Source organism: Herbiconiux solani NBRC 106740 (assembly GCF_001571005.1).
GTDB lineage: Bacteria > Actinomycetota > Actinomycetes > Actinomycetales > Microbacteriaceae > Herbiconiux > Herbiconiux solani.
Map to the genome: position 1 here is coordinate 431,308 of NZ_BCST01000001.1, position 25,995 is coordinate 457,302.

The 25,995-nt window shown below is 69.5% G+C and carries 29 protein-coding genes; 16 read left to right on the forward strand and 13 right to left on the reverse strand.

The window, feature by feature from the left end; genetic code table 11:
• Window positions 1-78: 78 nt before the first annotated feature.
• Window positions 79-1,653, reverse strand: a complete 1,575-nt coding sequence (locus HSO01S_RS02090) for a deoxyguanosinetriphosphate triphosphohydrolase family protein (protein ID WP_066038900.1) — start codon at window positions 1,651-1,653, stop codon at window positions 79-81.
• A gap of 85 nt (window positions 1,654-1,738) precedes the next feature.
• Here HSO01S_RS02090 and HSO01S_RS02095 point away from each other — a divergent pair, with 85 nt between their 5' ends.
• Complete coding sequence (locus HSO01S_RS02095) at window positions 1,739-2,083, forward strand: LysR family transcriptional regulator (RefSeq protein ID WP_066038901.1); 345 nt, start codon at window positions 1,739-1,741, stop codon at window positions 2,081-2,083.
• 154 nt (window positions 2,084-2,237) lie between these two features.
• Here the strand turns inward: HSO01S_RS02095 and HSO01S_RS02100 are convergent, their stop codons facing one another.
• Window positions 2,238-3,692, reverse strand: coding sequence for a lipocalin/fatty-acid binding family protein (locus HSO01S_RS02100; protein ID WP_066038902.1), 1,455 nt, complete (start codon window positions 3,690-3,692; stop codon window positions 2,238-2,240).
• 159 nt (window positions 3,693-3,851) lie between these two features.
• On the opposite strand from HSO01S_RS02100, the gene HSO01S_RS02105 reads away from it, so the two are divergent.
• On the forward strand, window positions 3,852-4,892 hold the full coding sequence (locus HSO01S_RS02105; RefSeq protein ID WP_066038903.1) for a D-alanyl-D-alanine carboxypeptidase family protein: 1,041 nt from the start codon (window positions 3,852-3,854) through the stop codon (window positions 4,890-4,892).
• A 15-nt stretch (window positions 4,893-4,907) separates the two neighbouring features.
• On the opposite strand, the gene HSO01S_RS02110 is transcribed toward HSO01S_RS02105, so the two are convergent.
• The 3 genes from HSO01S_RS02110 to HSO01S_RS02120 form a co-directional block, all read right to left on the reverse strand.
• Window positions 4,908-5,552: a Pr6Pr family membrane protein gene (locus HSO01S_RS02110; RefSeq protein WP_066038904.1), complete on the reverse strand. Its 645-nt coding sequence runs from the start codon at window positions 5,550-5,552 to the stop codon at window positions 4,908-4,910.
• Window positions 5,553-5,614: 62 nt separating this feature from the next.
• Window positions 5,615-7,015: a dihydrolipoyl dehydrogenase gene (gene lpdA, locus HSO01S_RS02115; protein WP_066038905.1), complete on the reverse strand. Its 1,401-nt coding sequence runs from the start codon at window positions 7,013-7,015 to the stop codon at window positions 5,615-5,617.
• 125 nt (window positions 7,016-7,140) lie between these two features.
• The gene (locus HSO01S_RS02120) at window positions 7,141-7,371 is read right to left on the reverse strand and encodes a DUF1653 domain-containing protein (RefSeq protein ID WP_066038906.1); all 231 of its coding nucleotides are present in this window, start codon (window positions 7,369-7,371) and stop codon (window positions 7,141-7,143) included.
• 61 nt (window positions 7,372-7,432) lie between these two features.
• On the opposite strand from HSO01S_RS02120, the gene HSO01S_RS02125 reads away from it, so the two are divergent.
• The 6 genes from HSO01S_RS02125 (at window position 7,433) to HSO01S_RS02150 (ending at window position 11,280) form a co-directional block, all read left to right on the forward strand.
• Window positions 7,433-7,999, forward strand: coding sequence for an RNA polymerase sigma factor (locus HSO01S_RS02125; protein WP_066038907.1), 567 nt, complete (start codon window positions 7,433-7,435; stop codon window positions 7,997-7,999).
• Window positions 7,990-8,613, forward strand: a complete 624-nt coding sequence (locus tag HSO01S_RS02130; RefSeq protein WP_066038908.1) for an Asp23/Gls24 family envelope stress response protein — start codon at window positions 7,990-7,992, stop codon at window positions 8,611-8,613. Before HSO01S_RS02125 ends, HSO01S_RS02130 begins: the two co-directional genes overlap by 10 nt.
• Entirely contained in the window at window positions 8,610-8,933 is a 324-nt protein-coding gene (locus HSO01S_RS02135; RefSeq protein WP_066038909.1) for a hypothetical protein, read from the forward strand. Before HSO01S_RS02130 ends, HSO01S_RS02135 begins: the two co-directional genes overlap by 4 nt.
• 126 nt (window positions 8,934-9,059) lie before the next feature.
• Complete coding sequence (locus HSO01S_RS02140) at window positions 9,060-9,320, forward strand: hypothetical protein (protein WP_157078850.1); 261 nt, start codon at window positions 9,060-9,062, stop codon at window positions 9,318-9,320.
• A gap of 56 nt (window positions 9,321-9,376) precedes the next feature.
• A complete protein-coding gene (locus HSO01S_RS02145) occupies window positions 9,377-9,880 on the forward strand; it encodes a MarR family transcriptional regulator (RefSeq protein ID WP_066038911.1) in 504 nt (167 codons plus the stop codon).
• A gap of 65 nt (window positions 9,881-9,945) precedes the next feature.
• Entirely contained in the window at window positions 9,946-11,280 is a 1,335-nt protein-coding gene (locus HSO01S_RS02150; protein ID WP_066038912.1) for an alpha-amylase family glycosyl hydrolase, read from the forward strand.
• A 21-nt stretch (window positions 11,281-11,301) separates the two neighbouring features.
• On the opposite strand, the gene HSO01S_RS02155 is transcribed toward HSO01S_RS02150, so the two are convergent.
• From HSO01S_RS02155 to HSO01S_RS02165, 3 genes are all read right to left on the reverse strand, one after another.
• Window positions 11,302-11,589 (reverse strand): hypothetical protein, encoded by a 288-nt coding sequence (locus HSO01S_RS02155; RefSeq protein WP_066038913.1) that lies wholly within the window; start codon window positions 11,587-11,589, stop codon window positions 11,302-11,304.
• Between the two features lie 120 nt (window positions 11,590-11,709).
• Complete coding sequence (locus tag HSO01S_RS02160) at window positions 11,710-12,483, reverse strand: DNA adenine methylase (RefSeq protein ID WP_066038914.1); 774 nt, start codon at window positions 12,481-12,483, stop codon at window positions 11,710-11,712.
• 14 nt (window positions 12,484-12,497) lie between these two features.
• Entirely contained in the window at window positions 12,498-12,860 is a 363-nt protein-coding gene (locus HSO01S_RS02165; RefSeq protein WP_157078851.1) for a hypothetical protein, read from the reverse strand.
• Window positions 12,861-12,965: 105 nt separating this feature from the next.
• Between HSO01S_RS02165 and HSO01S_RS02170 the strand changes: the two genes are divergently transcribed.
• On the forward strand, window positions 12,966-13,409 hold the full coding sequence (locus HSO01S_RS02170) for a nitroreductase family deazaflavin-dependent oxidoreductase (RefSeq protein ID WP_066038916.1): 444 nt from the start codon (window positions 12,966-12,968) through the stop codon (window positions 13,407-13,409).
• A 34-nt stretch (window positions 13,410-13,443) separates the two neighbouring features.
• Here HSO01S_RS02170 and dhaM read toward each other — a convergent pair whose 3' ends face one another.
• From dhaM to dhaK, 3 genes are all read right to left on the reverse strand, one after another.
• A complete protein-coding gene (gene dhaM, locus HSO01S_RS02175) occupies window positions 13,444-14,175 on the reverse strand; it encodes a dihydroxyacetone kinase phosphoryl donor subunit DhaM (RefSeq protein ID WP_245635851.1) in 732 nt (243 codons plus the stop codon).
• Window positions 14,172-14,858 carry a dihydroxyacetone kinase subunit DhaL gene (dhaL, locus tag HSO01S_RS02180; RefSeq protein WP_066039129.1) on the reverse strand — a complete coding sequence of 229 codons (687 nt, stop codon included), beginning with the start codon at window positions 14,856-14,858 and terminating at the stop codon, window positions 14,172-14,174. Before dhaL ends, dhaM begins: the two co-directional genes overlap by 4 nt.
• Before the next feature lie 131 nt (window positions 14,859-14,989).
• Window positions 14,990-15,991 (reverse strand): dihydroxyacetone kinase subunit DhaK, encoded by a 1,002-nt coding sequence (dhaK, locus tag HSO01S_RS02185; RefSeq protein WP_066038917.1) that lies wholly within the window; start codon window positions 15,989-15,991, stop codon window positions 14,990-14,992.
• A 256-nt stretch (window positions 15,992-16,247) separates the two neighbouring features.
• Here dhaK and HSO01S_RS02190 point away from each other — a divergent pair, with 256 nt between their 5' ends.
• Both HSO01S_RS02190 and glpK read left to right on the forward strand, forming a co-directional pair.
• Complete coding sequence (locus HSO01S_RS02190; RefSeq protein WP_373280197.1) at window positions 16,248-17,018, forward strand: MIP/aquaporin family protein; 771 nt, start codon at window positions 16,248-16,250, stop codon at window positions 17,016-17,018.
• Window positions 17,019-17,120: 102 nt separating this feature from the next.
• Complete coding sequence (glpK, locus tag HSO01S_RS02195) at window positions 17,121-18,635, forward strand: glycerol kinase GlpK (RefSeq protein WP_066038918.1); 1,515 nt, start codon at window positions 17,121-17,123, stop codon at window positions 18,633-18,635.
• Window positions 18,636-18,986: 351 nt separating this feature from the next.
• Here glpK and trpD read toward each other — a convergent pair whose 3' ends face one another.
• Window positions 18,987-20,039: an anthranilate phosphoribosyltransferase gene (trpD, locus tag HSO01S_RS02200; protein ID WP_066038919.1), complete on the reverse strand. Its 1,053-nt coding sequence runs from the start codon at window positions 20,037-20,039 to the stop codon at window positions 18,987-18,989.
• Between the two features lie 142 nt (window positions 20,040-20,181).
• Between trpD and ctaE the strand changes: the two genes are divergently transcribed.
• The 5 genes from ctaE (at window position 20,182) to HSO01S_RS02225 (ending at window position 25,340) form a co-directional block, all read left to right on the forward strand.
• Window positions 20,182-20,772: an aa3-type cytochrome oxidase subunit III gene (gene ctaE / locus HSO01S_RS02205; protein WP_066038920.1), complete on the forward strand. Its 591-nt coding sequence runs from the start codon at window positions 20,182-20,184 to the stop codon at window positions 20,770-20,772.
• 56 nt (window positions 20,773-20,828) lie between these two features.
• On the forward strand, window positions 20,829-21,623 hold the full coding sequence (gene qcrC, locus HSO01S_RS02210) for a cytochrome bc1 complex diheme cytochrome c subunit (RefSeq protein WP_066038921.1): 795 nt from the start codon (window positions 20,829-20,831) through the stop codon (window positions 21,621-21,623).
• A 61-nt stretch (window positions 21,624-21,684) separates the two neighbouring features.
• On the forward strand, window positions 21,685-22,755 hold the full coding sequence (qcrA, locus tag HSO01S_RS02215; protein WP_066038922.1) for a cytochrome bc1 complex Rieske iron-sulfur subunit: 1,071 nt from the start codon (window positions 21,685-21,687) through the stop codon (window positions 22,753-22,755).
• Window positions 22,752-24,428, forward strand: coding sequence for a cytochrome bc1 complex cytochrome b subunit (gene qcrB, locus HSO01S_RS02220; protein ID WP_066038923.1), 1,677 nt, complete (start codon window positions 22,752-22,754; stop codon window positions 24,426-24,428). The genes qcrA and qcrB overlap by 4 nt, the downstream gene beginning before the upstream one ends.
• A 213-nt stretch (window positions 24,429-24,641) precedes the next feature.
• Entirely contained in the window at window positions 24,642-25,340 is a 699-nt protein-coding gene (locus tag HSO01S_RS02225) for a cell wall-binding repeat-containing protein (protein WP_066038924.1), read from the forward strand.
• Window positions 25,341-25,574: 234 nt separating this feature from the next.
• Here the strand turns inward: HSO01S_RS02225 and ctaF are convergent, their stop codons facing one another.
• The gene (gene ctaF / locus HSO01S_RS02230) at window positions 25,575-25,994 is read right to left on the reverse strand and encodes an aa3-type cytochrome oxidase subunit IV (protein WP_066038925.1); all 420 of its coding nucleotides are present in this window, start codon (window positions 25,992-25,994) and stop codon (window positions 25,575-25,577) included.
• Window position 25,995 lies beyond the last annotated feature (1 nt).

Sequence of the window (25,995 nt, forward strand, 5' to 3'; positions counted from 1 at the left end):
CTGCGGGTCCCAACGCGGTCGGGACGTCACAGAGCGCAACACGATCGCGGGACCGGCCTCGGGGGAAGGCCCGGCGACTCAGAGGCTCTGCCCGATGTCCCACAGCCGGTCGGTGCGCCCGTTCAAGGCCTCGGCGACGGCGATGGCCTGGCCGTCCGAGAGCGAGGCGACGTAGTCGATCACGCCTCGGCCGCGGCCGAGACGGCGGAGGTGCGCCTGCCCGGTGTCCTCGACGAGGTACGGGCGCTCGGCGGCGAGCCGCTGGTAGCCGTCGGTCGCCAGGTCGACCATCTCGATCAGCCGGCGCGGAACCCGCTTGCGGTCGTGGTCGTCGTCGAGCCACTCGGTGAACGCGCTGACCAGTCCGACCAGCACCTGGCTGAGGCCCCGCTGGTACATCGCGATGTCGGGCCGGTTGAGGATGAAGTGCTTGTGCACGAACTTCAGCACCTTCACCTCGTGCCAGGCCCGGGTGTCCAGCGTGACGATGCCGGTGCGCGGGGTGTCGGGCGGAGCCGGCACGATCGAGCGCTCGAAGTGCGCGATCCAGGTGCTGGTGAACGTCGAGAGCCGGCGCTCGGCCGCGATCGAGCCGTCGAACACGGTCGAGAGCAGGCCCTCGACCAGGTCGTCCGAGACCACCCGCACGGCCTCGGCGAAGGCGTCGTCGTCGGCGATCCACGGGTCGTCCCGGTGGATGCGGCGACGCAGCGCCTCCAGGCCCTCGCCCGCGTGGTTGCGCACGCCGGCCAGCTCGAGCTCGGGGGCCGCGAGCAGGCGCAGCTCGGTCGCGTTCTCCAGCCAGCCCTTGAACTCACGCGAGACCGCGACCTGGCTGAGGATCCCTGCCCGGTAGAAGTCGTCGACGTCGTGGATCGAGTAGGCGATGTCGTCGGCGATGTCCATGACCGAGCACTCCAGCGACTGCTCCCAGGGCGCGAGGCCCGGGGCCGAGCGCCTGGCCTCCTCGAGGTCGTCCTGCTCGAGGAAGTAGGCGGAGTACTTGCGGGCGACGACCTCGCCGTCGACCCGCTTGAGACCCCTGGGGAGTCCCGGGCCGTGCGCCTCGCCGAGATCCAGACCCTCCATCGCGGGGGTCCACGGGTACTTCGACACCGCGGTCCGCACGGCCGCCGTGAGGTTGAGGCCCTGGGTCGCGCCGTCGCAGACGTCGAGCGCGGTCAGGATGCGGTAGGTCTGCGCGTTGCCCTCGAAGCCGTCGGCGAGCCCGAGGGTGTCACGGGCGATCCGGTTCAGCACGTTCTCGCCGAGGTGACCGAACGGCGGGTGGCCGAGGTCGTGGGCACTGGCGGCCGCCTGCACGACGACCGCGTCGCATCCGCCCGGCGAGTGCTGCGGCGAGAGGGCGGAGGTCGTGCCGACGAGCCCGTTGTCGACCGCGACCGCGATCGCGCGCGACACGGCGGTGACCTTGAGCGAGTGGGTGAGCCGGTTGTGGATGAGCGGGCTCGCGCCGGCCTGCGAGATCACCTGCGTGACCGCCGACAGCCGGGAGAAGTACGGCGAGAACCGCACCCGCTCGAGGTCGATCCGGTACTCGGGGTTGTAGTCGGCGCGCTGGATCTCGTCCAGCGCCTCCGGCTGGGCGCGGGCCACCCGGGCGTCCATGTTCACTCTGGTCTGGAGGTCCATCCGTTCATTCTGCGCCATCGGCGCGTTTCCGCACCTCGGCGCCGTGCCGTGCACGCCCGGCGGGCGGCGCCGTTAGCCTGGGGGCGTGGACATCGATCAGCTGAAGCACTTCCTCGCCGTCGTCGACGAGGGGCACTGGTCGCGGGCCGCCAACGCGGCGCACGTCTCCAAGGCCACCGTGCAGGCATCCGTCGCCGCGCTCGAGGCCGAGCGGGGCGAACGCCTCGTGGTCCCGGATGCCGACGACTCGGGCGAGCTGTCGCTCACCGAGGCCGGGCTCGCCTTCCGGTCGGAGGCCCGCGCCCGCGTCCAGAGCGCGCCGCCGGCGGTGCCGAAGGCCGGGGGCAAGGCCAAGGCCAGCAAGGGCCGCGGCCGGGCGCCCGTGGTCAAGGGCGAACCGAAGCCCTTCAAGAAGCGTCAGGGTCGCTGACCCGAAGCCCCGGCTCTACGCCGAATGCCCGGGCGCTACCCCCGAATGCCCGGGCGCTACCCCCGAACGCCCGCGATCCGTCAGTTGTTGTCGCTAAAGCGGAGCGATAGCGACAACAACTGACGGATCGAGGGCAGTCTTCGGGTGCTCGGGGTCAGTCCCAGAGCACCGTGGGGTTCGCCGAGGCCATGTCGACCGAGGCGGTGCCGAGCGACGGTCCGAAGAGCACGTCGCAGGTGCCGGTCGAGCCGTCCTTCGTGCACTGGCCGCTGACCGAGATGCTGCCGATGTACTCGCCCTGCGCCAGGGTCGGGTTGTCGTAGCTGAGCGTCGCCTCGAGCGAGTCGAGGGTCGTGCTCGTGTCGGCCGGCAGCGTGCGCTGGATCGTGCCGTCGGTCAGCTGCGTGCCGTCCGAGAGCGTCGCCGGGATCGCCAAGCCGCAGCCTGCCTGCAGCGTGGTCGACGCGATGCACGCCTCGACCGAGGCGCGGACGAGGCTGCGGAACTGCTGCAGCGCCGCGTCCGTCAGCACCGCGTCGATCGAGGTGGTGTCGGCCGAGCTGAACGGCTCGTCGACGACCACGATCGACTCACCCGACAGCGTGAAGTTCGGCAGCGAGGTCGCGAGCTGGTACGAGCCCGGGAAGGCCTCGACCTCGTCGGCGTCCACGGCCACGCCGTTGATGGTGAGCCCGAGCCCGTCGAACTTCGCCGTGCTGATGTAACCGGTTCCGCCGCTGATCTCCCAGACGCCGTCGTCGTCGTAGTCGAGCACGCTGTACTCGGCGGTGACGGGCTGGGTGCCGAGCTGGTAGCTGACCGAGACGTCCGAGCTGCCGTTGCTCGTGTCCTCGGACACGACCGTGATCCCGGTGAGGGAAGCGATCTCGTTCGAGGCCTTGAGCACGTCGTCGGTCAGGAGCGAGGTGTCATCCGGCGGGGTGCCGAGGTAGCCGAGGGCCTTCGCGGAGTCGCCGTCAGCGATCGCGGTCAGGTACTCGGTGACGACCTGTGACGGTGGGATGGCCTGCTCGGAGGATCCTCCCCCGTCACCCGACGATGAGGAGGAGCCTGCCGACCGCAGCGCCACGACCGCGATGACGACCACGATGATGATGACGAGCACCAGGCCACCGGCGATGATGCCGATCAGGGCACCGACGCCGAGCCCCTTCTTCTTGGGACCTCCGGGTGCGCCCGGGCCGCCCGGCGCACCGGGGCCACCCTGCGGCGGGCCGTAGCCCGGGTGCGGCTGCTGGCCCTGCGGCGGGCCGTAACCCGGATGCGGCTGGTTCGCCTGCGGCTGCTGCGGGTAGCCGGGGTGCGGCTGACCCTGCTGCGGCTGGCCCGGCTGCGGGTAACCCGGATGCGGCTGGCCCTGCTGAGGCTGGCCGTAAGGCGGCTGCCCCGCCGGCGGCCCCTGCGGCTGGCCGTGCTGCGCCTGCCCGTAGGGCTGCTGCCCCGGCTGTCCGCCCGGCTGCTGCCAGCCCTGCGGCGGCTGCGAGCCCTGTCCCGGCTGCGAGGTCTGTCCCGGCTGCGAAGCCTGTCCGGGCTGCTGCCCGTCGTCCCCCGGCTTCTGCGGTTCGCGGGTGTTCTGGTCGTCGCTCATGGCGCCCCCTTCGTCAGAGTTCTCCGAACGTTCCGGAGTCCCAGAGCCACCCTACGATCGTTCGGCCTCGCTCCCCATGGGGAGTTCTCACCATCACCTCCGCTCCCCGGGCACCCACCCTCCCGGGCACCCACCCTCCCGGGCACCTAGACTCGCCGGATGCCGCCGACCCCCACCCGACGCGCCCGCCCGACCACTGTCGCCGCCGCCGCGGCGGCCGCCCTGCTCGTCCTCGCGGCGATCTCCGGATGCACGGCCGCCCCGACCGCCCCCACGACCTCCCCCAGCGCCGCGCCGACCGCCGCTCCCGCTCCGACGACCACCGCGACGGCGACGCCCGGGACGCCCGCAGCTCCGGCGGTACCGCCCCTCGACGTGTCGGGACTCGTCTTCCCTTCCACCGGAGCCGGCGCGGTGGGGATCGCATCCCCCGACGGCGGCATCCGCATCCTGGGCCAGGGCGGCACGACCGCGACCGTGCCCATCGCGAGCATCACGAAGGTGATCACGGCGCTCGTGGTGCTCGAGGCGCATCCGCTGGCCGGCCCCGACGACCCGGGCCCGGTCATCACCCTCGGCCCTGCCGACCTCGCCCGCACCGAAGCGATCGCGGCGAGCGGTCAGTTCACCGAACCGATGACCGACGGGCAGCAGGTCACGCTGCGCGACGCCCTGGCGATCACGCTGCTGACGAGTGCCAACAACTACGCCGAGTCGGTCGCGTCCTGGGCGTTCGGCAGCACCGACGCGTACCTCGACGCAGCGCGGACCTGGCTCGCCGCCGAAGGGCTCGCGGGCACGACCCTCGCCGACGCGAGCGGCCTCGACCCGGGGAGCGCCTCGACCACGGCCGACCTCCTGCGCGTCGGCGCCCTGGCCCACGCGGATGCGGCCCTCGCCTCGATCGCCGGGCTCCGCTCCCTCGACCAGGCCGATCTCGGCACGATCGTGAACCAGAACATCCTGCTCGGCGAGAACGGGGTCGACGGGCTCAAGACCGGATCCACGAGCTACGCCGGTTTCACCCTGCTCACCTCGGCAATCGTGCCGACCGGTCCGGACGGCACCGGTGATCCGGTCGCCCTCATCGCGGTCGTGCTCGGCACCGAGTCGCTCGAGGCCCGCTTCGAGACGACGCGGGCGCTGCTCGCGAGCACCGAGGCGGCTCTCGCGAGCCTTCCGGTCACGCCTGCCGGATAACGGCCCGGCGATCGGTCAGGCCGGGCCGACAGCCGTCCGGCGAGCCCGCAGGCGTCCGTAGCCGACCGCGAGCGCCCCGAGCGCGACCAGCGCGAGGGTGAGTCCCACGATGTAGGCGATCACGCTCCCCCAGCCCCCGGTCGCGGGGTCGAGAAAGGGGTACGGGTAGATCGTGCCGCCGCTGGCGCCGGCCCGGATGAACGTGTAGATCGCCCAGGCCACCGGGTACGCCGGCACCACCCAGAGCGTCCGCCACGGCAGAGCAGGGCGTCCGGGCGCCAGGAGCCAGTCGAGCACGAGGAACACCGGCACCCACACGTGCACGACCTCGTTCGGCCACGCGAGCCCCGGGAACCCCTCGGGCGGGAGGTTGCGCAGCAGCAGGTTGTAGACGGCCGCGGTCACGATCGCGTAGCTGAGCGTCGCCATCCTGACCGTGGTGAACAGGATCGTGTCCCGCGGCAGCCGGAGCGCCAGGGCGCCGCCCGCGAGCAGCACCACGATGTTCATCAGGCTGGTCTGGATGGTGAAGTAGCTGAAGTACTCCCAGGGGTCGAAGGCCGAGTTCGCGACCCGGTCGCCGATCTGGATGGCGATGGTCACGAACAGCGCCAGCCCGGCGATGATCCGGATCGCGCCGGTGATCCGTCTGCTCGTCATGTCGGTGGTTCGGCGCGGTCGCCCGGGCCGTTCGGTCCCGGGGCCGGCCGGTCGAGGGGCGGTCACAGGTTGATCATGTGGCCGGTGAGCCCGTGGAAGCCCTCCTGCAGCGCCTCGCTGAGGGTCGGGTGCGTGTGCACGTTGCGCGCCAGCTCGGCCGCCGTGAGGTCCCACTTCTGGGCGAGGGTCAGCTCGGGCAGCAGCTCGGAGACGTCGGGGCCGATCAGGTGGGCGCCGAGCAGCTCGCCGTACTGCGAGTCGGCCACGATCTTGACGAAGCCGGTCGGCTCGCCGAGCCCGTGCGCCTTGCCGTTGGCGGTGAAGGGGAACTTCACGACCTTCACGTCGTGGCCCTCGTCGCGCGCCTGCTGCTCGGTCAGGCCGAACGAGGCGACCTGGGGCTGGCAGAACGTCGCGCGCGGCATCATCCGGTAGTCGCCGAGCGTCATGGTCTCGGCTCCCGCGATGGTCTCGGCCGCGACCACGCCCTGCGCCTCGGCCACGTGGGCGAGCTGCAACTTGGCGGTGACGTCGCCGATCGCGTAGAGGTGGGGCACCGAGGTGCGCATGTGGTCGTCGATCGCGATCGCGCCGCGCTCGGTCAGCGCGACGCCGGTGGTCTCGAGGCCGTAGCCCTCGACGCGGGGTGCGAAGCCGACCGACATCATGACCTTGTCGGCGTCGATCCGTCCGGCGGTCCCGTCGGCGGCCGTGTACGTCACCGTGACCGACGAGCCCTCGTCGACGACCGAGTCGACCCGGGTCGAGGTGAGGATCGTGATGCCGAGCTTCTTGTACTGCTTCTGGATCTCCTTCGAGACCTCGACATCCTCGTTCGGCAGGGCGCGGTCGAGGAACTCGATGATCGTGACGTCGACCCCGTAGTTCTTCAGCACGTAGCCGAACTCCATGCCGATCGCGCCGGCGCCCACGATCACGATCGAGCCGGGCAGGTCGCGGGTGAGGATCTGGGTCTCGTAGGTCACGACGTTGTCGCTCAGCGAGACGCCGGGCAGCAGGCGCACGGTCGAGCCGGTCGCGATGATCGAGTCGTCGAAGGTGACGGTCTCGGTGCCGCCGGCCGAGAGCTCGACCTCGATGGTCTTCGCGTCGGTGAACCGGCCGACCCCGTCGAGCTCGGCGATGCCGTTCTTCTTCATCAGGAAGTGCACGCCCTTGACGCGGCCGTCGGCGACCGACCGGCTGCGGTCGAAGGCGGCTCCGAAGTCGAAGGCGACGTCGCCCGAGATGCCGAACTGCTGGGCCTGGTGGGTGAAGATGTGGGCGAGCTCGGCGTTCCGGAGCAGCGCCTTCGAGGGGATGCAGCCGACGTTCAGGCACACCCCGCCCCAGTACTGCTTCTCGATCACGACGACCGACTTGCCGAGCTGCGCGGCATGGATCGCGGCGACGTACCCGCCGGGTCCGGCTCCGAGAACGGCGACGTCGACGTGGGTGCTCATGGGTTCTCCTCGGGTGGATCGGCCCGACCGCCGCCTCCCGGCGCCGCGATCGGAATCTGACCCTTCGACGCTACTCCGGTCCGCGAGGAGCGGGGCGCGCCCAGTCGATCACGCCATCCGGAGTCTCAGGCGATCCGGATGAAGCGGGGCCCGGAATACCCGTCGCGCTCGATCTGCTCGACGAACATCGCCACCGGCCGCACCCAGAACGAGTAGTCGCCGTACAGCGTGCGGTAGAACACGAGCTCCTCCTCGGTCTCGGTGTGCCGGCCGACGCCGATCACCTCGTACCGCGAGCCCTTGAAGTGCTGGTAGATGCCGGGCGCGGGTTCGACCGGCCGTCCTTCCGTCGTCATCCCGCAATCCTCGCAGCTTCGGGTGCTGCGGCAGGGGCATCCGGTGGTGTTGGATGAGGGCATGGCCGACCAGGAACGCCGGCACGACCTCGAGACGGCCGATGATCGCATCCTCGCCGGGCGCGCGGCCGACGGCGACGTGCACGCGTTCGAGGTGCTCGTGCGTCGCTACGGCCGGCTGATGCGCGTGTACGCCCGGCGCATCCTCGGTTCGAACGCCGACGTCGACGACGTCGTGCAGGAGGCCTTCATCCAGGCCTGGCGGAGCCTGCCGACCCTGACCGACCTCGGTTCGGTGAAGTCGTGGTTGATGCGGATCACCTCGAACAAGTGCATCGACCGCATCCGCCGCCGCCGCGACGAGGACGACATCGCCGACCACGACCCCGGCGCCCCCGCATCGACCACGCCCGAAGGGATGTGGGCCGCCCGCTCGCTCGAGGACGCACTGTCCCGAGCGCTGGCCGGCCTGCCCGAGGAGCAACGACGGTGCTGGGTGCTCCGCGAACTGGCGGGCTACAGTTACCTGGACATCGGGAGGGAACTCGATCTGCCCTCCTCGACGGTGCGAGGACTCATCGCCCGGGCACGGAAGAATCTGATCCGCGAGATGGAGGCATGGCGATGACCGATCACGGCTCCTTCGGCCTCGAACCCGACGATCTCGACGGCCACACGATCGACGAGCTGAGTGACTACCTCGACTCCGGCCGCAATCCGATCGACCCGTCGATCGAATCCTCCCCCGGCTGCCGGATGGCCCTCGCGGCCCTCGAGCGCCTCCGCTCCGCCTCGTCCCAGATGCTCGAGGCCGAGGCTGCGATCGAGCCCGAGCCCGAGGAAGGCTGGATCACCGGCATCTTGCAGAACATCTCGCGCGAGGTGCGCTCCGGTCGCAGCATCCCGATTCCGCATCCGGATGCCGCGGCCCGGCTCGCCATCACCGAGGGCTCGGTGCGCGCGCTGGTCCGCGCGGCCGGCGACTCGATCGACGGGCTCATGATCGGCCGGTGCGCGCTCGACGGCGACGTGACCGAGCCGGGAGCGCCGGTGACGGTCTCGATCGACGCGACCGTCTACTGGGGCCGGAGCATCCCGCAGGTCACCGAGCAGCTGAGGATCGCGGTGTTCGAGTCGCTCGCCCTGCACACCGACCTCGACGTCGTGGCGGTGGACATCACCGTGCACGACGTGCACCTGCCGCCGCAGGCAGACGCGGACGGCAAGGAGGCCGGACGATGACCGCCGACCTCGACCTCGCCGCCTCGCTCCTGGAGGCGGTGACCGCCGTCCCGGGTGTCCGATCGGTCTACCCGGCCGAGCCTTTCGCCAAGGCCGTCCTCGACCAGGCCGTCGCCGTGGTCACCGGGCGGGCTGCGCCGCTCCCGGTCGGAATCGTCGAGACCCCTGCAGGACTCGAGATCGCGCTGACCATCGGCGTCTCGGACGAGGTCTCGGCCTCGGAGACCTGCCGGACCGTCTACCGCGTCATCCACGAAATCCTCACCGCCGCCGGCTTCGAGACGGCGATGGTTCGGGTCGTCGTGGCCAGCGTCGACTGACCATCGAGGCGTAACCTCCCGTTCTCCCCCTGTCAACCCCCGGCCAATAGGTGGGCAAGTAGTTCACATCGTGGAATGTTTTTTACAGGAGACGATGTCGCTCCGACAGATGTGAAGGAGAACCGCATGACCATTGCCACGACAGAACTGGTGCAGACCGAATCGGTGCAGACGAATCCGGTGCGCTGGCGCATGGCCGAGGCCGGTCTCTGGGTCGGCAACCACGACGGCTGCTTCGCCGGCACCATCGACCAGCACGGCACCCACTACTACGTGCGCAACCAGTTCGGCGAATACCTCGGCGAGTACGCCGAGCTGTCGGCAGCCGAGCGCGCGCTCGAAGCGCAGCTCATCCCCATGCCGCTCTCGCGGCAGCACGCGGCCTGACCTCTCCGTGATCCCGAGCCTCTCCGTGATCACGGGCCTGACCGCCGCCAGTCGCCGTGCCGCGTAACGTCGTCCGGCGCGAGGCCCGCCACCTCTACGCGGCGGCTCCCGGATGCGATGAGGCCCGCGACGCCGTCGACGCGCTGCTCCGACTCCAGAAGGCCGAGGAGGGCGAGCTGGAGCGGGTGCGCGCGGCGAGCGGTCTCAGCACCAACGAGTTCCACGCCATCCGCTACCTCCTGCAGGCGCAGCGCGACGGGCGGGACACCGGCCCGAAAGACCTGGTCGTGATGCTCGCCATCTCGAACGCCAGCGTCACGAACATCATCGATCGGCTGGAACTCCTCGGCCTCCTGGAAAGGCGTGCCCATCCCGGCGACCGGAGGGCCCAGTTGCTCGTCCCCACCCGCACCGCAGCGCTCCGGATCGAGAACGCGTTCCGCGCCTTCCACGAGACGGTCGTGGCCGTCGTCGACCGCCTGGACCCGGCCGATGCCGCAGTCGTGGCGCGAGTGCTGCACGAGGTCAGCGAGAAGCTCGAGCGCGAGCGCGCCGAGTGACCGGCGGCCGGGACTGATCGGCGCCCGACGAGCCGTCGCAGTACCGCCCGGGTAGGGTGACTCGGATGAACGACTGGACCGAGCACGTCATCTGGTGGCACGTTTACCCCCTCGGCTTCACGGGGGCCGACACCACCGGCCGCGACCGCACGGCGGCACCGCGGCTCCGGCAGCTCGAGGGCTGGCTCGACCACCTGATCGCCCTCGGCGCCAACGGGCTCGCCCTCGGCCCGGTCTTCGCCTCGAGCACCCACGGCTACGACACCACCGACTGGTTCGAGGTCGACCCGCGGCTGGGCACCACCGACGACCTGGTGCATCTGATCGAGGCCGCCCACGCGCGGGGCATCCGCGTGATGCTCGACGGCGTCTTCAACCACGTCGGGCGCGAGCATCCGTTCGTCCAGGCCGCACTGGCGGACCCCGCGGCCCCCGAGGCCGCCTTCCTCCGCGCCGGCGAGAACGGCGAGTTCGGCACCTTCGAGGGCCACGAGGGGCTCGTCGCGCTCGACCACGGCAACCCCGAGGTCGAGCGGCTGGTCGGCGACGTCATGACGTACTGGTTGCGGCTCGGCGCCGACGCCTGGCGACTGGATGCCGCGTACTCCGTGCCCGGCTCCTTCTGGGCCGCGGTCCTCCCCCGCGTGCGGAGCGAGCATCCCGACGTCTACGTGGTCGGCGAGGTGCTGCACGGCGACTACGTCCAGGCCGTGACCGAGGGCACTCTCGACAGCGTCACGCAGTACGAGCTGTGGCAAGGGATCTGGCACTCGCTGCAGACGGCGAACCTGTTCGAGCTCGACTGGGCGCTGACCCGGCACGACGGATTCCTGGAGCATTTCGTGCCGTACACCTTCGTCGGCAACCACGACGTCACCCGGCTGGCCAGCGCGATCGACGACGAGCGCCATCAGGCCCACGCCGTCGTGCTGCTGGCGACCCTGGGAGGAACCCCGGCTGTCTACTACGGCGACGAGTTCGGCCTGCGCGGGATCAAGGAGGAGCGGTTCGGCGGCGACGACGCCATCCGTCCCGCGTTCCCGGCCGATCCGCTCGCGGCCGACGGGCCGGGCTCCGGGGCCCGGGCGGCCGAGACCTTCGCGCTCCACCAGGAGCTGTTCGGTCTCCGCCGACGATTCCCGTGGCTGCACCGGGCGACGAGCCGCACGCTTTCGGTCGCCAACGAGAGTCTGGTGATCGAGCTGACCGCTGCGGCGGCTCCGGGCGAGGCGATCGTGGTCGCGCTGAACATCTCCGATGCCGCCCTCGAGGTCGCCGAGGCCGGAAAGGTCCTCGCGGGCCGCTCAATCGATCAGGGCGAGGCCCGACCGGGATCCGGCGCCTCAAATGGCGGGGTCACGGTCGGCCCGCACGGCTGGCTGGTCGCCACGCGGGCCTGACCGCTCCGCCCGCCGTCGCGGCTAGCGCTTGGGCAGGGGCAGCACTTCGGCGCGGGTGAGCATCGCCCGGAGGTCGACGGCCATCTGCTCGTCGATGTCCTTGTGGCGGGGCTTGGAGAGCACGATCCGCTGGTCGGCGAGCTTGACGACGAACTTGCCGTCGTGCTCCTCGCGCACGTCGGCGATCTCCTCGAGCATGGCGATCACGTCCTTCCACTCGAGGTTGTGGCTCGTCGGGTGAGCTGCGATGTGCTCGAGGGTCGTGCGGTGGTGCTGGCTGAGGTGACCGGGCGTCGTGGCGTCGGACATCGGCGGCACGCTCCTTTCGAAGGGGTGGATGATTCGTCGTCACGCTATCAACCCGGTCAGCCGCGTGCATCCACCCCCTGTCGAGAGCTGGCCCTGTCGAGAGCTTGCCCTCGTGGGAGGTCAGCCCACCTCGCGGCGCAATGCACGCACCAGACCGCCGTTCGCCCAGGCGCGCTCGTCCTCGTCACCGCCGGGCAGCGGCACGGCGGTCATCCCCGGCCAGCCGGAGTACGGCGCGTCGGCGCCGCTGCCGGTCCGCACGTCGCCGAGCACGAGTGCGCCGCGCGCGGTCAGCGCGTTGACGAGACTGCGCACCTCGCGCTCGGTGCCCGGTGTGCAGTCGAACGGCGGATCCACGAGCACCACGTCGTCCTCCTGCACGGCCGGCAGCAGCTCGAACGGGGTCCGGCGCACGAACTCGGCATCCCGGTCGGCGAGCAGGGCGGCGAGGGCGCGGAGGTTGCCCTCGTCGACCGCCACCGTGTCGCGGGGCCGGATGGCCGAGAAGGACCGGGATGCGGGAGCGGGCCCCGCCGCCCCGCGCAGGTAGAGCAGACGGGCCGACCGCGTCTCCGGCGGAAGCGCCGCGAGCTCGTCCTCCCCGCGAGCGAGCTCGCGACCGAAGGCGGCGGCGTCGTGCTCCTCGACGAAGCGGCGCAACTCGGAGATCACCGCAGCCACGTCGTCGCGCACCGCGTTCCAGGCTGCGATCACCTCCGCGTCATCGCCGGCGAAGGTGAACCGCGCTTCGGGATGCGCCTGCAGCGCCGCGACGGCCGTCGCGCCCGAGTCCAGGTACGGCTCGAAGAACGTGCCGATCCGCTCGGGCAGCGCCCGGACGACCAGGGCCGCCCGCCTCCGCCGCCCGGCGGATTCGACGAACAGCGGCTGCACGCGGTTCGGCGTGCTCAGACCCCCGGCTCGTCGAAGTACGAGACGCCGACCTCGTTGCGGGCCCGGGCCGCCTCGGCGCGCTCGATGCGGAGGCGCTCGGCGCGCTCGGCCCGCTCACGGGCGATCTCGGGGTCGACCTCGACCCGGCGCACGGTGACGCCGCCCTTGGTCGCCGGGCTCGTGCGCTTGGCCGCGCTCCCGCCCGCCGACGACGTGCGCGGCGACGGCGACTTGCGCGGAGCGGCCGCCGTGGGCTGGCTCCCGCTGCCGGCGCACCGCAGATTGAGCTTGTCCTCGTGCTGGATCAGGGTGCCGGAGACCAGGCCGACGACCACCGTCTTCCCGCACACCGGGCATTTGGTTCCTGCACTAGCCATCGTTCTTTCTCGATCCTTCCGATCCCACATGAATTCTTCGCGCCCCGCCCGCTAAAAAATTCTCGCACGGAACCGGGAGTCCTCGACACCTGATTGACTTGGCACATGCCTCTTTCAGGAGAATACGAACCGGGAACCAGCGACTGGGCGCGCGAGCAGCTCGAGCTCTACGAAGGCTCAGGCGGCACCGAGGGCACCACCCTGCGCGGCATGCCGGTCATCATCCTCACCACCGTCGGCGCCCGGAGCGGCAAGCTCCGGAAGACGCCGCTCATGCGCGTGGAGCACGACGGGGAGTACGCGGTCGTCGCCTCCCTCGGCGGCGCACCGAAGCATCCGGTCTGGTACTACAACATCGTCAAGGAACCGCACGTCGAGCTGCAGGACCGCACCGAGAAGCACGACTACACGGCGCGCGAGGTCTTCGGCGACGAGAAGGCGGCCTGGTGGGAGCGCTCGGTCGCGGCCTACCCGCCCTACGCCGAGTACCAGGAGAAGACCGACCGGGAGATCCCGGTCTTCGTCCTCAGTCGTCGCGACGAGGACTAGCGCCCCCCGTCGCCCCGGTCTAGACCTCGCCGGTCTACGCCTCGCCGAACCCGGTCTCGACCAGGTCGGCGAGGGCGTTCACCGCGTCCGCCCCTTCCGGGTCGGCACTCGCGATCTCGACGGTCGACCCCTTGGTGAGCCCGAGCGACATGATGCCGAGCAGGCTCTTGGCGTCCTTGCCGTTGACCGTGACCTTGACCGGGAAGGTTCCGGCCAGCTTCACGAACTCCGCGGCAGGCCGCGCGTGCAACCCGTCCTTGTTCACGATCGTCACGGTGCGCGACGGGGTTCCGGATGCGGCTGGCTCGGCCTCGAAGACCGGCACCGCCGCGATGTCCCCCGCATCCGCCGCCCCGGCGCCGTCCGCCTGGGCGAGGTTGGCGGTCTCGGCCGCGGCCACCACCTCGTCGAGCGACCCGCCGGTCTCGGCGGCGACCGCCGCGGCGACACCGCCTTCGACCAGAGGGGCCGAGGCGATCCGCACCCGGGCCGCCACCTCCTCATCGAGGAAGTCGAGGGCCGTCTCGGCGGTCAGGATGGCGGATCCCAGGTCGCAGAGCACGACGACCCCCGCGCCCGAGTTGGCCTCGGTCACGGCGGCGCTCACCCGGTCGAAGCTCGTGCCGATGCCGCCCTCGTCGGTACCGCCGGCCGCGACGAGCGTGGCGGTGCCCGCCATCTGACGGGCGAGTTCGACGAGTCCTTCGGCGATCTTGGCGCTGTGCGAGACGAAGACGACGCCGACCTTGCCCAGCGCGCCGGTCACCGGTCGCCCCCACCGGAAGCAGCGCCCGCAGCGTCAGCAGCTCCCGCATCGGCGACGGCGGCGTCGGCCGCGGCCCTCAGGATGAGCGACGACGACTGCGCGCCGGGATCCCGGTGTCCGATCGCCCGCTCGCCGAGGTAGCTCGCGCGTCCCTTTCGGGCCACCAGCGGCTCGGTCGCGACCGCGCCGGCCTCGGCAGCGGAAGCCGCGGCCTCGAGGATCGCGACCTCGTCCTTCCCTGCGGCCTGAGCCGCGGCCGCGGCGTCGACCGCCGGCGTCCAGGCGTCGATCATGGTCTTGTCGCCGGGCTCCGCCTTCCCACGCAGCACGACGCCGTCGCGGGCCGCCGTGAGCAGGGCGACCAGGGCGGCGCCGTCGAGCTCCGGCTCCTTGCCGACCGCACCGGCGGCCTTGAGGTAGGCCGTGCCGAGGAGCGGGCCCGAGGCGCCGCCCACCGTCGAGATGAGGGTCGTGGCGACCAGCTTCAGTGCGTCGCCGGGAACCGCATCGGCCGGCAGCTCGTCGAGTTTCGCGAGCACCGCCGAGTAACCGCGGTCGAGGTTCTCGCCGTGATCGCCGTCGCCGATCTCGCGATCGAGCGTGACGAGCTCGACCCGGTGCTCGGCGATCACCGCCGCGCTCCTCCTGATCCAGTCCGTCGTCCAGGTGATGCCCAAGCCCATGCTGTTGCCCTTCTCGTTCTCGTCATCCACCCCGAGGCCATCGCCGCGGGGCTGTCCGTGCGCCCGGCCGGTGCCGGCTGCAGCGATGCTCCGCCGCCACCGGCTACCAGCTTTCAGCTACCGGCGGCCGCCTACCGGCCCCAGCGCAGCGCTGCGGTCTGCACCGGAGCATCCCACAGCTCGGTCAGCTCGTCGTCGAGCTGCAGCACGCTGATCGATGCGCCCTGCATCTCGAGCGAGGTCACGAAGTTGCCCACGAGCGAGCGGGTGACCTCGATGCCGCGATCGGCCAGCACCTGCGCCGCGTGCCTGAACACGATGTACAGCTCGACCTGCGGCGTCCCGCCCATCCCGTTCACGAGCAGCAGCACCTTGTCGCCCGAGGTGAACGGCAGGTCCTCGAGGATGGGGCCGAGCAGGCGGTCGACGATCGCGTCGGCCGGCTCGAGCTTGATCCGCTCGCGGCCGGGCTCGCCGTGGATGCCGATGCCGATCTCGATCTCGTCGTCGGCGAGGGTGAAGCTCGGCTCTCCCGCGTGCGGGACGACGCAGGGAGTCAGCGCGACGCCCATCGTGCGCACCCGGCTGTTGACCTTGGTCGCGACCGCGGCGACCGCCTCGAGGTCGTCGCCCCGCTCGGCCGCGGCTCCCGCGATCTTCTCGACCAGCACGGTGCCCGCGACGCCACGGCGACCGGCCGTGTACAGCGAGTCCTTGACCGCGACGTCGTCGTCGACGATCACCGTGCGCACCTCGATGTCCTCCGCCGAGGCGAGGTCGGCGGCCGTTTCGAAGTTGAGCACGTCACCGGTGTAGTTCTTGACGATGTGGAGCACGCCGGCTCCGCCGTCGACCGCCTTCGTGGCCGCCAGGATCGGGTCGGGGGTGGGCGAGGTGAAGACCGGGCCGGGCACCGCGGCGTCCAGCATCCCGAACCCGACGAAGCCGCCGTGCAGGGGCTCATGGCCGCTGCCACCGCCGCTGACGATGCCGACCTTGCCTGAGACGGGCGCATCCTTCCGCACGATGAAGATCGGATCGTGCGAGACCCGGACGATGTCGCCGTGCGCCGCCTCGAAACCGACGACGGACTGGTCGACCACGTTCTTCGGGTCGTTGATGAGCTTCTTCATTGAAAAATCCCTTCGATCGAGCGTTCGTCGCCCGCGACGGGAGCCGGAACCCGGCCATCCAGGGCAAATCTACGCTGGCGGGCAGCGCTTCCGAAAGGGCGCGCCCGGCGGCGACCTAGCGACGACTGCGCGGCGAGCGGGCGGCGACTCGGCGGTGATCGACGTATCCCTGGCAACTTCCTGGGGATACTGTGGGGCATGCCCGTTCACCACGGGGGCCGCGCTGGGCGGCCGAACAGTGCGAAGGAAGGTCATCGTGGACAATCTTGGTATCGATTTCGTCTCGGAGCTGGTGGGGACTGCTCTGCTCGTGCTCCTCGGATGCGGGGTGGTCGCGAACGTCGCGCTCGTCCGCACGAAGGGATTCAACGGCGGGTTCCTGATGGTCAACATCGGCTGGGGCCTCGCGGTCTTCGCCGGTGTGATCGTGTCGTACGCCTCGGGCGCCCACCTCAACCCGGCCGTCACGCTGGGCCTGGTCGCGAACGGAGCCCCGAGCTTCGGTTCGGCGGCCACCGCGGTCGACGTGAACTTCCTGACCGTGATCGCGTACATCGGCGCTCAGCTGATCGGCGCGATCATCGGTGCGGTGTTCGTCTGGCTGGCGTACAAGCAGCACTTCGACGAGGAGCCGGAGCCGGCGAACAAGCTGGGCGTGTTCTCGACCGGTCCCGCGATCCGCTCCTACGGCTGGAACCTGGTCACCGAGATCATCGGCACCTTCGTGCTGGTGTTCGTGGTCATCGGCTTCGGCGGCGGTCGTCAGGGCGACGGTGGCCTCGCGGCCCTCGGCGCACTGCCCGTTGCTCTCCTCGTGATCGGCATCGGCGCCTCGCTCGGTGGTCCGACCGGCTACGCGATCAACCCCGCTCGTGACCTCGGCCCGCGCATCGCGCACGCGATCCTGCCGATCAAGGGCAAGGGCACGTCCGACTGGTCGTACTCCTGGGTCCCGGTCGTCGGGCCCATCATCGGCGGCATCCTGGCCGGGTTCCTGGCCATCCCCCTCCTGCCGATCCTCACGTAGCACCCAGCGGGCCGGGCCACGATGACGTGGACCGGCCCGCTTCTTCTGACGCCGGCCGCACCGGCCGTCCACAACGACGCCGTCCACAACGAAGGAGTTCCCATGACGGACTACATCATCGCCATCGACCAGGGCACCACGAGTACCCGGGCCATCGTCTTCGACCATTCCGGGTCGATCGTCTCCACCGGTCAGCTCGAGCACGACCAGATCTTCCCGAAGGCGGGCTGGGTCGAGCACGACCCCAAGCAGATCTGGGACAACACGCGCGAGGTCATCGGCCAGGCGCTGTCCAAGGCCAACATCACGCGCCACAACGTGAAGGCCGTCGGCATCACCAACCAGCGCGAGACCGCCGTGGTCTGGGACAAGACGACGGGCGAGCCGGTCTACAACGCCATCGTCTGGCAGGACACCCGCACGCAGGAGATCGTCGACCGCCTGGGCGGCGACGAGGGCCCGGAGCGCTTCAAGAGCATCGTCGGCCTGCCGCTCGCGACCTACTTCTCGGGCACGAAGATCGTCTGGATCCTCGAGAACGTCGAAGGCGCCCGCGAGAAGGCCGAAGCCGGAGACCTGCTGTTCGGCACCACCGACTCCTGGGTCCTGTGGAACCTCACCGGCGGCGTCGACGGCGGCGTGCACATGACGGACGTCACCAACGCCTCGCGCACCCTGTTCATGGATCTCGAGACGCTCCAGTGGCGCGACGACATCCTCGCCGAGTTCGGCGTGCCGAAGTCGATGATGCCTGAGATCCGCTCGTCCTCCGAGGTCTACGGAACCGTCCACACCTCCTCGCTCCTCCGCGAGGTGCCCGTGGCCGGCATCCTGGGCGACCAGCAGGCGGCGACGTTCGGCCAGGCGGCGTTCGACGCCGGTGAGTCGAAGAACACCTACGGCACCGGAAACTTCCTGATCTTCAACACCGGCACCGAGATCGTGCACTCGAAGAACGGGCTCCTCACCACGCTCGGCTACAAGCTCGGCGACGACGTGCCGCACTACGCGCTCGAGGGTTCGATCGCGGTGACCGGTTCGCTCATCCAGTGGCTGCGCGACAACCTCGGCATCATCTCCTCGGCACCCGAGGTCGAGACGCTCGCGAAGACCGTCGACGACAACGGCGGCGCGTACTTCGTGCCCGCGTTCTCGGGCCTGTTCGCGCCCTACTGGCGATCGGATGCACGTGGCGCCCTGGTCGGCCTCACCCGTTACGTGAACAAGGGCCACATCGCCCGGGCGGCGCTGGAGGCCACGGCCTTCCAGACGAAGGAGGTGCTGGATGCGGTCAACGCCGACTCGGGCGTCGACCTCACCGAGCTCAAGGTCGACGGCGGCATGATCGCCAACAACCTGCTCATGCAGTTCCAGGCCGACATCCTCGGCGTCCCCGTCATCCGCCCCGTCGTCGCCGAGACGACCGCCCTGGGTGCCGCGTACGCGGCCGGCCTCGCGGTCGGCTACTGGGCGAACCTCGACGAGCTCCGCGCCAACTGGCAGGAAGACTCCCGCTGGGAGCCCGAGATGGACGACGCCGAGCGCCAGCGCCTCTACCGCAACTGGAAGAAGGCGGTCACGAAGACCCTCGACTGGGTCGACGCGGATACGCAGTAGGTTCTGTGCCGGCAGGTGTGGGCTGGATAACGTCCTGCTGTGCTAGCTGCCGGGATGCGCGTGCTTCGCGCGCGTATCCCGGGCTGCGCCGGTCCCTGCCCGGCGCAGCGCCACATGTTCGGCCTCGGTCGCTAGCGCGGCCAAGACCTCACCCTGGGTCATCGAGAAAGGCCCGCAGCTTTCGTTTCCGTCCCACAGGTTCTGGGTGGGATACGAAGCCGCGGGCCTTTTTCGACGACCCAGGGTGAGCGCGTCGCCGGGAGGTGCGACCGCAGGCCGCGCCTCACGACGGCACGCGAACATGTCGCCTGCGCCGCGCGGGGAGCGGCGCAGCAACAAACACAGCACCAGTCACGAGCGACTTGCGGCTACCCAATCGCTCAGCTTCCGCGCCGCCGCCCCTGTGTCGATGGCGTCGGCCGCTATGGACATCTTCTCCGTGAGGCGGGGGATGATGCCGCGGTCGACCTCGGAGGGGTCGGAGGCGAGTTCGAAGGCCACGAGTCCCGCGGCGGCGTTGAGCAGCACCATGTCACGGATCGGGCCCTTCTCCCCGGCCATCACGCGGTGCACCACATCCGCGTTGAACGCCGCGTCGCCGCCCTTCAGGTCGTCCAGCGTCGAGAGCGGGATGCCGAGGTCGCGCGGGTTCAGGTCGTGCTCCTTGACCGAACCGCGTGACACCTCCCAGATGTGGCTGTGCCCGGTCGTCGTGAGCTCGTCGAGCCCGTCGTCGCCGCGGAACACCAGCGCCGTCGCCCCGCGCGTCTGGAAGACACCCACGATCAGCGGAACCCGGTCGAGGTGCGCGACCCCGACCGCCGAGGCCTCGGCTCGGGCGGGATTGCAGAGCGGTCCGAGGAAGTTGAACACCGTGGGCACCCCGAGCTCGGCCCGCACCGCCGCCGCGTTCTTGAACCCGGGATGGAACTTCGCGGCGAACGCGAACGAGATCCCGGTCTCGAGCAGCACCTCCGCGACCCGCTCGGGCGACAGCTCCAGGTCGATCCCGAGCTCGCGGAGCACGTCCGACGACCCGGACAGCGAGCTCGCCGCCTTGTTGCCGTGTTTGAGCACCGGCACCCCAGCCGCAGCCGCCACGATCGACGCCATCGTCGACACGTTCACCGTGCCGTGGCGGTCGCCGCCGGTGCCGACGATGTCGAGGACGAACGGGTCGACCGGCAGCGGGAGGGCGTGCTCCAGGATGGCGTCGCGGAAGCCCACGATCTCCCCCACGCTCTCGCCCTTGCCTCTCAGCGCGACCAGGAAACCTGCCAGCTGAGCCTCAGTCACCTCTCCTAGCATGACCTTGTTCATGGACCACGTCGCGTCCGAGATCGACAGATCCGATCCCGTCAGAAGATGAGCGATCATTCCGGGCCAGGACTGCGTTTCTGCCATACCAGCGATCCTATGGGCCACCGCCGGGCCGGGACACGCCGATGCATCCGCTCCAGGCTGCCCAATTGCAAAACCGCGCCCGGAATTCGGACATAATGGAACAGTGACGAGCAGCTCATTGACCCATTCTCAGAGTGCCCCCATGGTCCAGCGCCCGAACATCGTGGCGGTCGGGACCATCGTGTGGCTCGGCAGCGAGGTCATGTTCTTCGCCGGCCTGTTCGCGATCTACTTCACCCTGCGGTCGACGAACCCCGCCGCATGGGCCGAGCAGGCCAACACGCTGAACGTGCCGTTCGCGCTCGTGAACACGATCATCCTGGTCATCTCGTCGTTCTGGTGCCAGTTCGCGGTGTTCGCCGCCGAGCGCGGGCAGACCAAGCGCACGGGCTGGAGCCCTTTCAAGTGGGGCATCACGGAGTGGCTCTTCCTCACCTACGCCTTCGGCGCCATCTTCGTCTCGGGCCAGGTGCTCGAGTACGCGACCCTCGTCTCCGAGGGCATCACGATCGACGGCAACGCCTACGGCTCGGCCTTCTACCTCACCACCGGCTTCCACGCACTGCACGTGACCGGCGGTCTCATCGCGATGCTCCTGATGCTGGGACGCGTCTTCGCAGTCAAGAACTTCGGTCACAAGGAGGCGACGTCGATCATCGTCGTCTCGTACTACTGGCACTTCGTCGACGTGGTCTGGATCGGCCTGTTCCTCGTCATCTACGTGCTGAAGTAGCAGGCTCAGACACAGTCGATCCTGACCGAAGCCGCCCCGAAAAGAGAGTAGAGAGAATGGCCCGCAAGAGCAGGAAAGCCAACAGACGCCACCCCCTGGCAACTGTCGTGCTGATTGCTATCGGCCTGGTCGTCACGGGAGGCGGATACGCAGCCTTCAGCAGCACGACCACCGCATCCGCCGACACCAGCGCATCGAGCCAGGAGACGATCGACGAGGGCGAGAAGCTCTTCGCCGCGAACTGCGCCACCTGCCACGGCATGAACCTCCAAGGCACCGACGACGGCCCGAGCCTGATCGGCGTCGGAGCGGCCGCGGTCAACTTCCAGGTCGGCACCGGCCGCATGCCGATGGCGATGCAGGGCCCGCAGGCCATGCAGAAGCCCGTGCAGTTCAACGACGAGCAGACCGCGGCCATGGCCGCGTACGTCGCCTCGATCTCCCCCGGCCCCGCGATCCCGGATGCGAAGTACCTGCAGGCCGACGGAGACGCGGCCAACGGTGGCGAGCTGTTCCGCATCAACTGCGCGATGTGCCACAACGTGGCCGGCGCCGGCGGTGCGCTGACCGAGGGCAAGTTCGCCCCGGAGCTCACCGGCGTGCTGTCGACCCACATCTACGAGGCCATGCTCACCGGCCCGCAGAACATGCCGGTCTTCAACGACGACAACCTCACGCCCGAAGACAAGCGCGACATCATCACCTACCTGAAGTACCTCGAGAACAACCCCTCCCCGGGCGGGTTCGAACTCGGAAACCTCGGTCCGGTGGCAGAAGGACTGTTCGTCTGGATCTTCGGTCTGGGAGCCATCATCGCCCTGATGGTCTGGCTCACGGCCAAGTCGAACTAGTCCGCGCCCGTCCGGGTGAAAACGTCACAGCACATCACAGCAAGCTCGAAAGGGAAAACCAATGGCACATGACGAGGTGAGCGGCCACGATACAGCCGCTTCCGATTCGTCGGCCGTCGAGACGACCAGAGGCACCACGGCCGGCACCACGGTCATCGCCTCCGACGTCGTGAACCCGGGTGAGCCGCCCCACCGCAAGCGCGTCACCGACGTCGATCCGAAGGCCAACAAGACGGCCCAGCGATCGGTCTACACGCTCTTCTACCTCTCGATCGCCGGCAGCGTCTTCGCCGTCGCGGCCTACATGGCCTTCCCGATCGAAGACGGCGACCCGACCGCTCTGCGCCTGAACACGCTCTTCATCGGCATCGGCATCGCACTGGCGCTGTTCGGCATCGGCCTCGCCGCCGTGCACTGGGGCAAGGCCCTGATGTACGACAAGGAGGGCATCGACGAGCGCCACCCGGTCCGCGGCACCGACGCGACCCGCGAGCGTGCCGTCGAGATCTTCGAGCAGGCCGACAAGGAGTCCGGTTTCGGCCGTCGCACCCTGATCCGTAACAGCCTGATCGGCGCGCTCGTCGCCTTCCCGCTGCCCGGCCTCGTGCTCTTCCGTGGTCTCGGACCGCAGAACGAAGACCCGGTCGAGCTCCTCAGCCACACGATGTGGCAGAAGGGGTCGCGCCTGACCCTCGACCCCACCGGCATCCCGGTGAAGGCCGCCGACATCACGATCGGCTCGGTCTTCCACATCATCCCCGAGGGCCTCAACGAGCGGGAGGACCGCCTGGAGCAGAAGGCCAAGGCGGCCGTGCTGCTCATGCGCCTGAACCCGGACGACCTGAACATCAGCCCCGGCCGTGAGGGCTGGTCGTACGACGGAATCGTCGCGTACTCGAAGATCTGCACGCACGTCGGCTGCCCGGTGGCGCTGTACGAGCAGCAGACGCACCACCTGCTGTGCCCCTGCCACCAGTCGACCTTCGACGTGGTGAACGAGTGCGAGGTCATCTTCGGCCCCGCCAAGCGCCCGCTGCCCCAGTTGCCGATCGAGGTCGACTCCGAGGGCTACCTCGTCGCGAAGAGCGACTTCAACGAGCCCGTCGGCCCTAGTTTCTGGGAGCGTCCATGACCAGCACGATCGAACGAGCGGATGCCCACGAGGCTCCGGTCTCGAAGCCGGCCAAGGGTGGCGGCTTCACGGGTGCGGCCGCCAACTACATCGACGAGCGCACGAGCATCTCGGGCGTCGTCAAGGAGTTCGGCCGCAAGATCTTCCCCGACCACTGGTCGTTCATGCTCGGCGAGGTGGCCCTCTACAGCTTCGTCGTCATCATCCTGTCGGGCACGTTCCTGACGTTCTTCTTCCAGGCCTCGATGGTCGAGACGCACTACGACGGCTCGTTCGTGCCGCTCAAGGGCGTCGAGATGTCGGCAGCCATGGAGTCGGCGCTGCACATCTCGTTCGACGTGCGTGGCGGCCTCCTGGTGCGTCAGATCCACCACTGGGCGGCGCTGCTGTTCATCGCGGCCATCGGCCTCCACATGCTGCGCGTGTTCTTCACGGGTGCGTTCCGGAAGCCGCGTGAGCTCAACTGGGTGATCGGCTTCCTGCTGTTCGTGCTGGCCATGGCCGAGGGCTTCACCGGCTACTCGCTGCCGGACGACCTGCTCTCGGGCAACGGCCTCCGGATCATCGACGGCCTGATCAAGGGTCTCCCCTTCATCGGTACCTGGACCTCGTTCCTCCTGTTCGGCGGGGAGTTCCCGGGCACCGACATCGTGGGCAGGTTCTACACGCTGCACATCCTGTTGCTGCCGGCGATCCTGGTCGCGTTCCTCGCGCTCCACCTGGTGTTCGTGGTCGTGCACAAGCACACCCAGTTCGCCGGTCCCGGCCGCACCGAGAAGAACGTCATCGGCTACCCGATCCTCCCCGTGTACGCGGCGAAGGCCGGCGGATTCTTCTTCCTGGTCTTCGGTGTCATCGCGCTGATGGCGGCGTTCTTCACGATCAACCCGATCTGGAACTACGGTCCCTACGACCCCTCCCCCGTCTCGGCGGGTACGCAGCCGGACTGGTACATCGGCTTCGCCGACGGTGCCCTGCGGCTCATCCCACCGGGATTGGAGTTCGTCTGGCTCGGGCACACCTGGTCGTTCAACATCATCATCCCGGTGATCGCCTTGGTGGGTCTCCTCGCTCTCGTGGCGATCTACCCGTTCGTCGAGAGCTGGGTGTCGGGCGACAAGCGCGAGCACCACATCCTCGACCGTCCGCGCAACGCCCCGACCCGCACCGCGATCGGTGCCGCCGGCGTCACGTTCTACGCCGGCCTCTGGGCGGCGGCGTCCTCCGACCTGATGGCGACGCACTTCCAGCTGTCGATCGAAGGCGTGATCCACGTGATCCAGGCCTGGACCGTGCTCGGCCCGTTCCTGGCCTACTTCGTCACGAAGCGCGTCTGCATCGCGCTGATGAAGAAGGACCGCGAGATCGTGCTGCACGGCTTCGAGTCCGGCCGCATCGTGCGCCTGCCCGGTGGCGAGTACATCGAGGTGCACGAGCAGGTCGACGACTACGAGCGCTGGAAGCTGGTCGACTACGAGGTGTACGAGCCGCTCATGCTGCGCCCGAACTCCAAGGGCAAGATCACGGGCGCCCAGCGCCTGCGGTCGCGGATGTCGAAATGGTTCTTCGAGGACCGCATCGCCCCCGTCCGCACCCAGGAGCTCGAGGCCAGCCACGCGCACGGCCACGACGGCACCCACGGCGAGATCGAAAAGGGCCCCGGCCTGGTCTGATCCCGCTCCCCCGCCCCACCACGAAGGCCCGGCACACTCTCTGTGTGCCGGGCCTTCGTGCGTCCCTGAGTAGAGCGCACCTGTCGATGGCCACTCTGGCGGCCGTCGGCCTCTCTCCCGCCTGCGCGTGACCGCTATCGTTCGGCGGCGCCTCGCATGCCTTGGCCGAGATTCTAAACGGATTTGTCTGCACCCGCGGGTGAGAAGATCCGCGTGCCGGTGGCACCCGAGACGTACGTCTCCAACATGGGCGGAAAATACATCGGAACGCCTACGGCACTAGCGTTCTACGGCTTCACGATGCCCCTGACCGAGACCATAGGCGGCAGGGGAATCGAAGGCCTGTACCGTCGGAAGGTCGTCAGCACCACCTCCGTCACCGAGCGGATAGGCGGGGCGGATCGGTACGAGACGTCTGTACTGACCGCCAAGCGCGTTCAGCCCGGTACCGCGACGATCGTGTACATCGCCAGCGGTGAGAACTTCGCGGACGCGTTGAGTGCCTCGGCGATCGCCGCGCAGCGGGGAGCTCCCCTGATGCTGGCCATGTCGACCTCGGTTCCGAAGGTCGTCGCGGACGCAGTCTCGGATCTCCGCGCGACTGCCGGCACCGCGACCCGGGTCGAGGGTGTCAATCGGTACGTCGGATCGGCGAAGGTGGCCGGAGCGTTCTTCCCCGCTACTCCCCCGAGCGACACCGTCTACTTCGCCACGGGCGCGACGTACCCTGATGCCCTCGCGGGCGGCGTGCTCGCCGGGCAGAAGAAGGCTCCGATCCTGCTCGTCAGCAAGTCGTGCATGATGGCCGAGGTCGCCGCCGAAGTGCGCCGGCTGAACCCGGCCAAGATCGTGCTGCTCGGCGGGCCGTCGAGCCTCGACGCGACGCTTGGCGATCTCCCCGTCTGTCCCTGAGCATCTGACAACCAGAAAGGCCCGGCACCTTGGTGCCGGGCCTTTTCGGTGGGCGCGACCGACGGAGGATCCGGCGGTTGGGCGGCTGCGACGGAGGGTGGGTCCGCCCGAGACGGGTATCTCCGTCGTCGCCACCCCGATAGACGACCCGGCTGGCCGGCAGTGCGACACGGGCGGGAGAACGACGAAGGCCCGCTCTCCGGGGAGAGCGGGCCTTCGAGGTGGTGCGGGGGGCTAGCGGGCGAAGTAGCCGCGGTAGTACTCGTAGGTCCAGCCGACGATCGCCACGAGCGTCAGGGCCGCCGCGATGAAGCTGAGCCAGATGCCGACCGCCAGGCCGAGCATCAGGAGCGCGCCGCCACCGGCGAGGATGATCGGCCACCAGCTCCACGGGCTGTAGAAGCCCATCTCCGGGTCGCCGTCGTCGATGTTGGAATCCAGGCGGTCCTCCGGCAGCTCGGCGCCCTGCGCCTTGTGCACGCGGCTCAGGTAGAACGCGAGGAACGCGGAGAGGATGGCCGCCAGACCGATCGCGATCGTTCCGACCCACTCGATCTCGCCGTTGAAGTACAGCAACGACCAGATCGTGTACGCCACGTCCGCGAGGAGCATGAACGCGAACAGGATCCAGAAGAGGTTGGTATTCGCTCTCATC

Coding starts and splice junctions, on each gene's coding strand:
- HSO01S_RS02090 (WP_066038900.1), bottom strand. CDS start 1,653: ATGGACCTCCAGACCAGAGTGAACATGGACGCCCGGGTGGCCCGCGCC.
- HSO01S_RS02100 (WP_066038902.1), bottom strand. CDS start 3,692: ATGAGCGACGACCAGAACACCCGCGAACCGCAGAAGCCGGGGGACGAC.
- HSO01S_RS02105 (WP_066038903.1), top strand. CDS start 3,852: ATGCCGCCGACCCCCACCCGACGCGCCCGCCCGACCACTGTCGCCGCC.
- HSO01S_RS02110 (WP_066038904.1), bottom strand. CDS start 5,552: ATGACGAGCAGACGGATCACCGGCGCGATCCGGATCATCGCCGGGCTG.
- lpdA (WP_066038905.1), bottom strand. CDS start 7,015: ATGAGCACCCACGTCGACGTCGCCGTTCTCGGAGCCGGACCCGGCGGG.
- HSO01S_RS02120 (WP_066038906.1), bottom strand. CDS start 7,371: ATGACGACGGAAGGACGGCCGGTCGAACCCGCGCCCGGCATCTACCAG.
- HSO01S_RS02125 (WP_066038907.1), top strand. CDS start 7,433: ATGGCCGACCAGGAACGCCGGCACGACCTCGAGACGGCCGATGATCGC.
- HSO01S_RS02130 (WP_066038908.1), top strand. CDS start 7,990: ATGGCGATGACCGATCACGGCTCCTTCGGCCTCGAACCCGACGATCTC.
- HSO01S_RS02135 (WP_066038909.1), top strand. CDS start 8,610: ATGACCGCCGACCTCGACCTCGCCGCCTCGCTCCTGGAGGCGGTGACC.
- HSO01S_RS02140 (WP_157078850.1), top strand. CDS start 9,060: ATGACCATTGCCACGACAGAACTGGTGCAGACCGAATCGGTGCAGACG.
- HSO01S_RS02150 (WP_066038912.1), top strand. CDS start 9,946: ATGAACGACTGGACCGAGCACGTCATCTGGTGGCACGTTTACCCCCTC.
- HSO01S_RS02155 (WP_066038913.1), bottom strand. CDS start 11,589: ATGTCCGACGCCACGACGCCCGGTCACCTCAGCCAGCACCACCGCACG.
- HSO01S_RS02165 (WP_157078851.1), bottom strand. CDS start 12,860: ATGGCTAGTGCAGGAACCAAATGCCCGGTGTGCGGGAAGACGGTGGTC.
- HSO01S_RS02170 (WP_066038916.1), top strand. CDS start 12,966: ATGCCTCTTTCAGGAGAATACGAACCGGGAACCAGCGACTGGGCGCGC.
- dhaL (WP_066039129.1), bottom strand. CDS start 14,858: ATGGGCTTGGGCATCACCTGGACGACGGACTGGATCAGGAGGAGCGCG.
- dhaK (WP_066038917.1), bottom strand. CDS start 15,991: ATGAAGAAGCTCATCAACGACCCGAAGAACGTGGTCGACCAGTCCGTC.
- glpK (WP_066038918.1), top strand. CDS start 17,121: ATGACGGACTACATCATCGCCATCGACCAGGGCACCACGAGTACCCGG.
- trpD (WP_066038919.1), bottom strand. CDS start 20,039: ATGGCAGAAACGCAGTCCTGGCCCGGAATGATCGCTCATCTTCTGACG.
- ctaE (WP_066038920.1), top strand. CDS start 20,182: ATGGTCCAGCGCCCGAACATCGTGGCGGTCGGGACCATCGTGTGGCTC.
- qcrC (WP_066038921.1), top strand. CDS start 20,829: ATGGCCCGCAAGAGCAGGAAAGCCAACAGACGCCACCCCCTGGCAACT.
- qcrA (WP_066038922.1), top strand. CDS start 21,685: ATGGCACATGACGAGGTGAGCGGCCACGATACAGCCGCTTCCGATTCG.
- qcrB (WP_066038923.1), top strand. CDS start 22,752: ATGACCAGCACGATCGAACGAGCGGATGCCCACGAGGCTCCGGTCTCG.
- ctaF (WP_066038925.1), bottom strand. CDS start 25,994: ATGAGAGCGAATACCAACCTCTTCTGGATCCTGTTCGCGTTCATGCTC.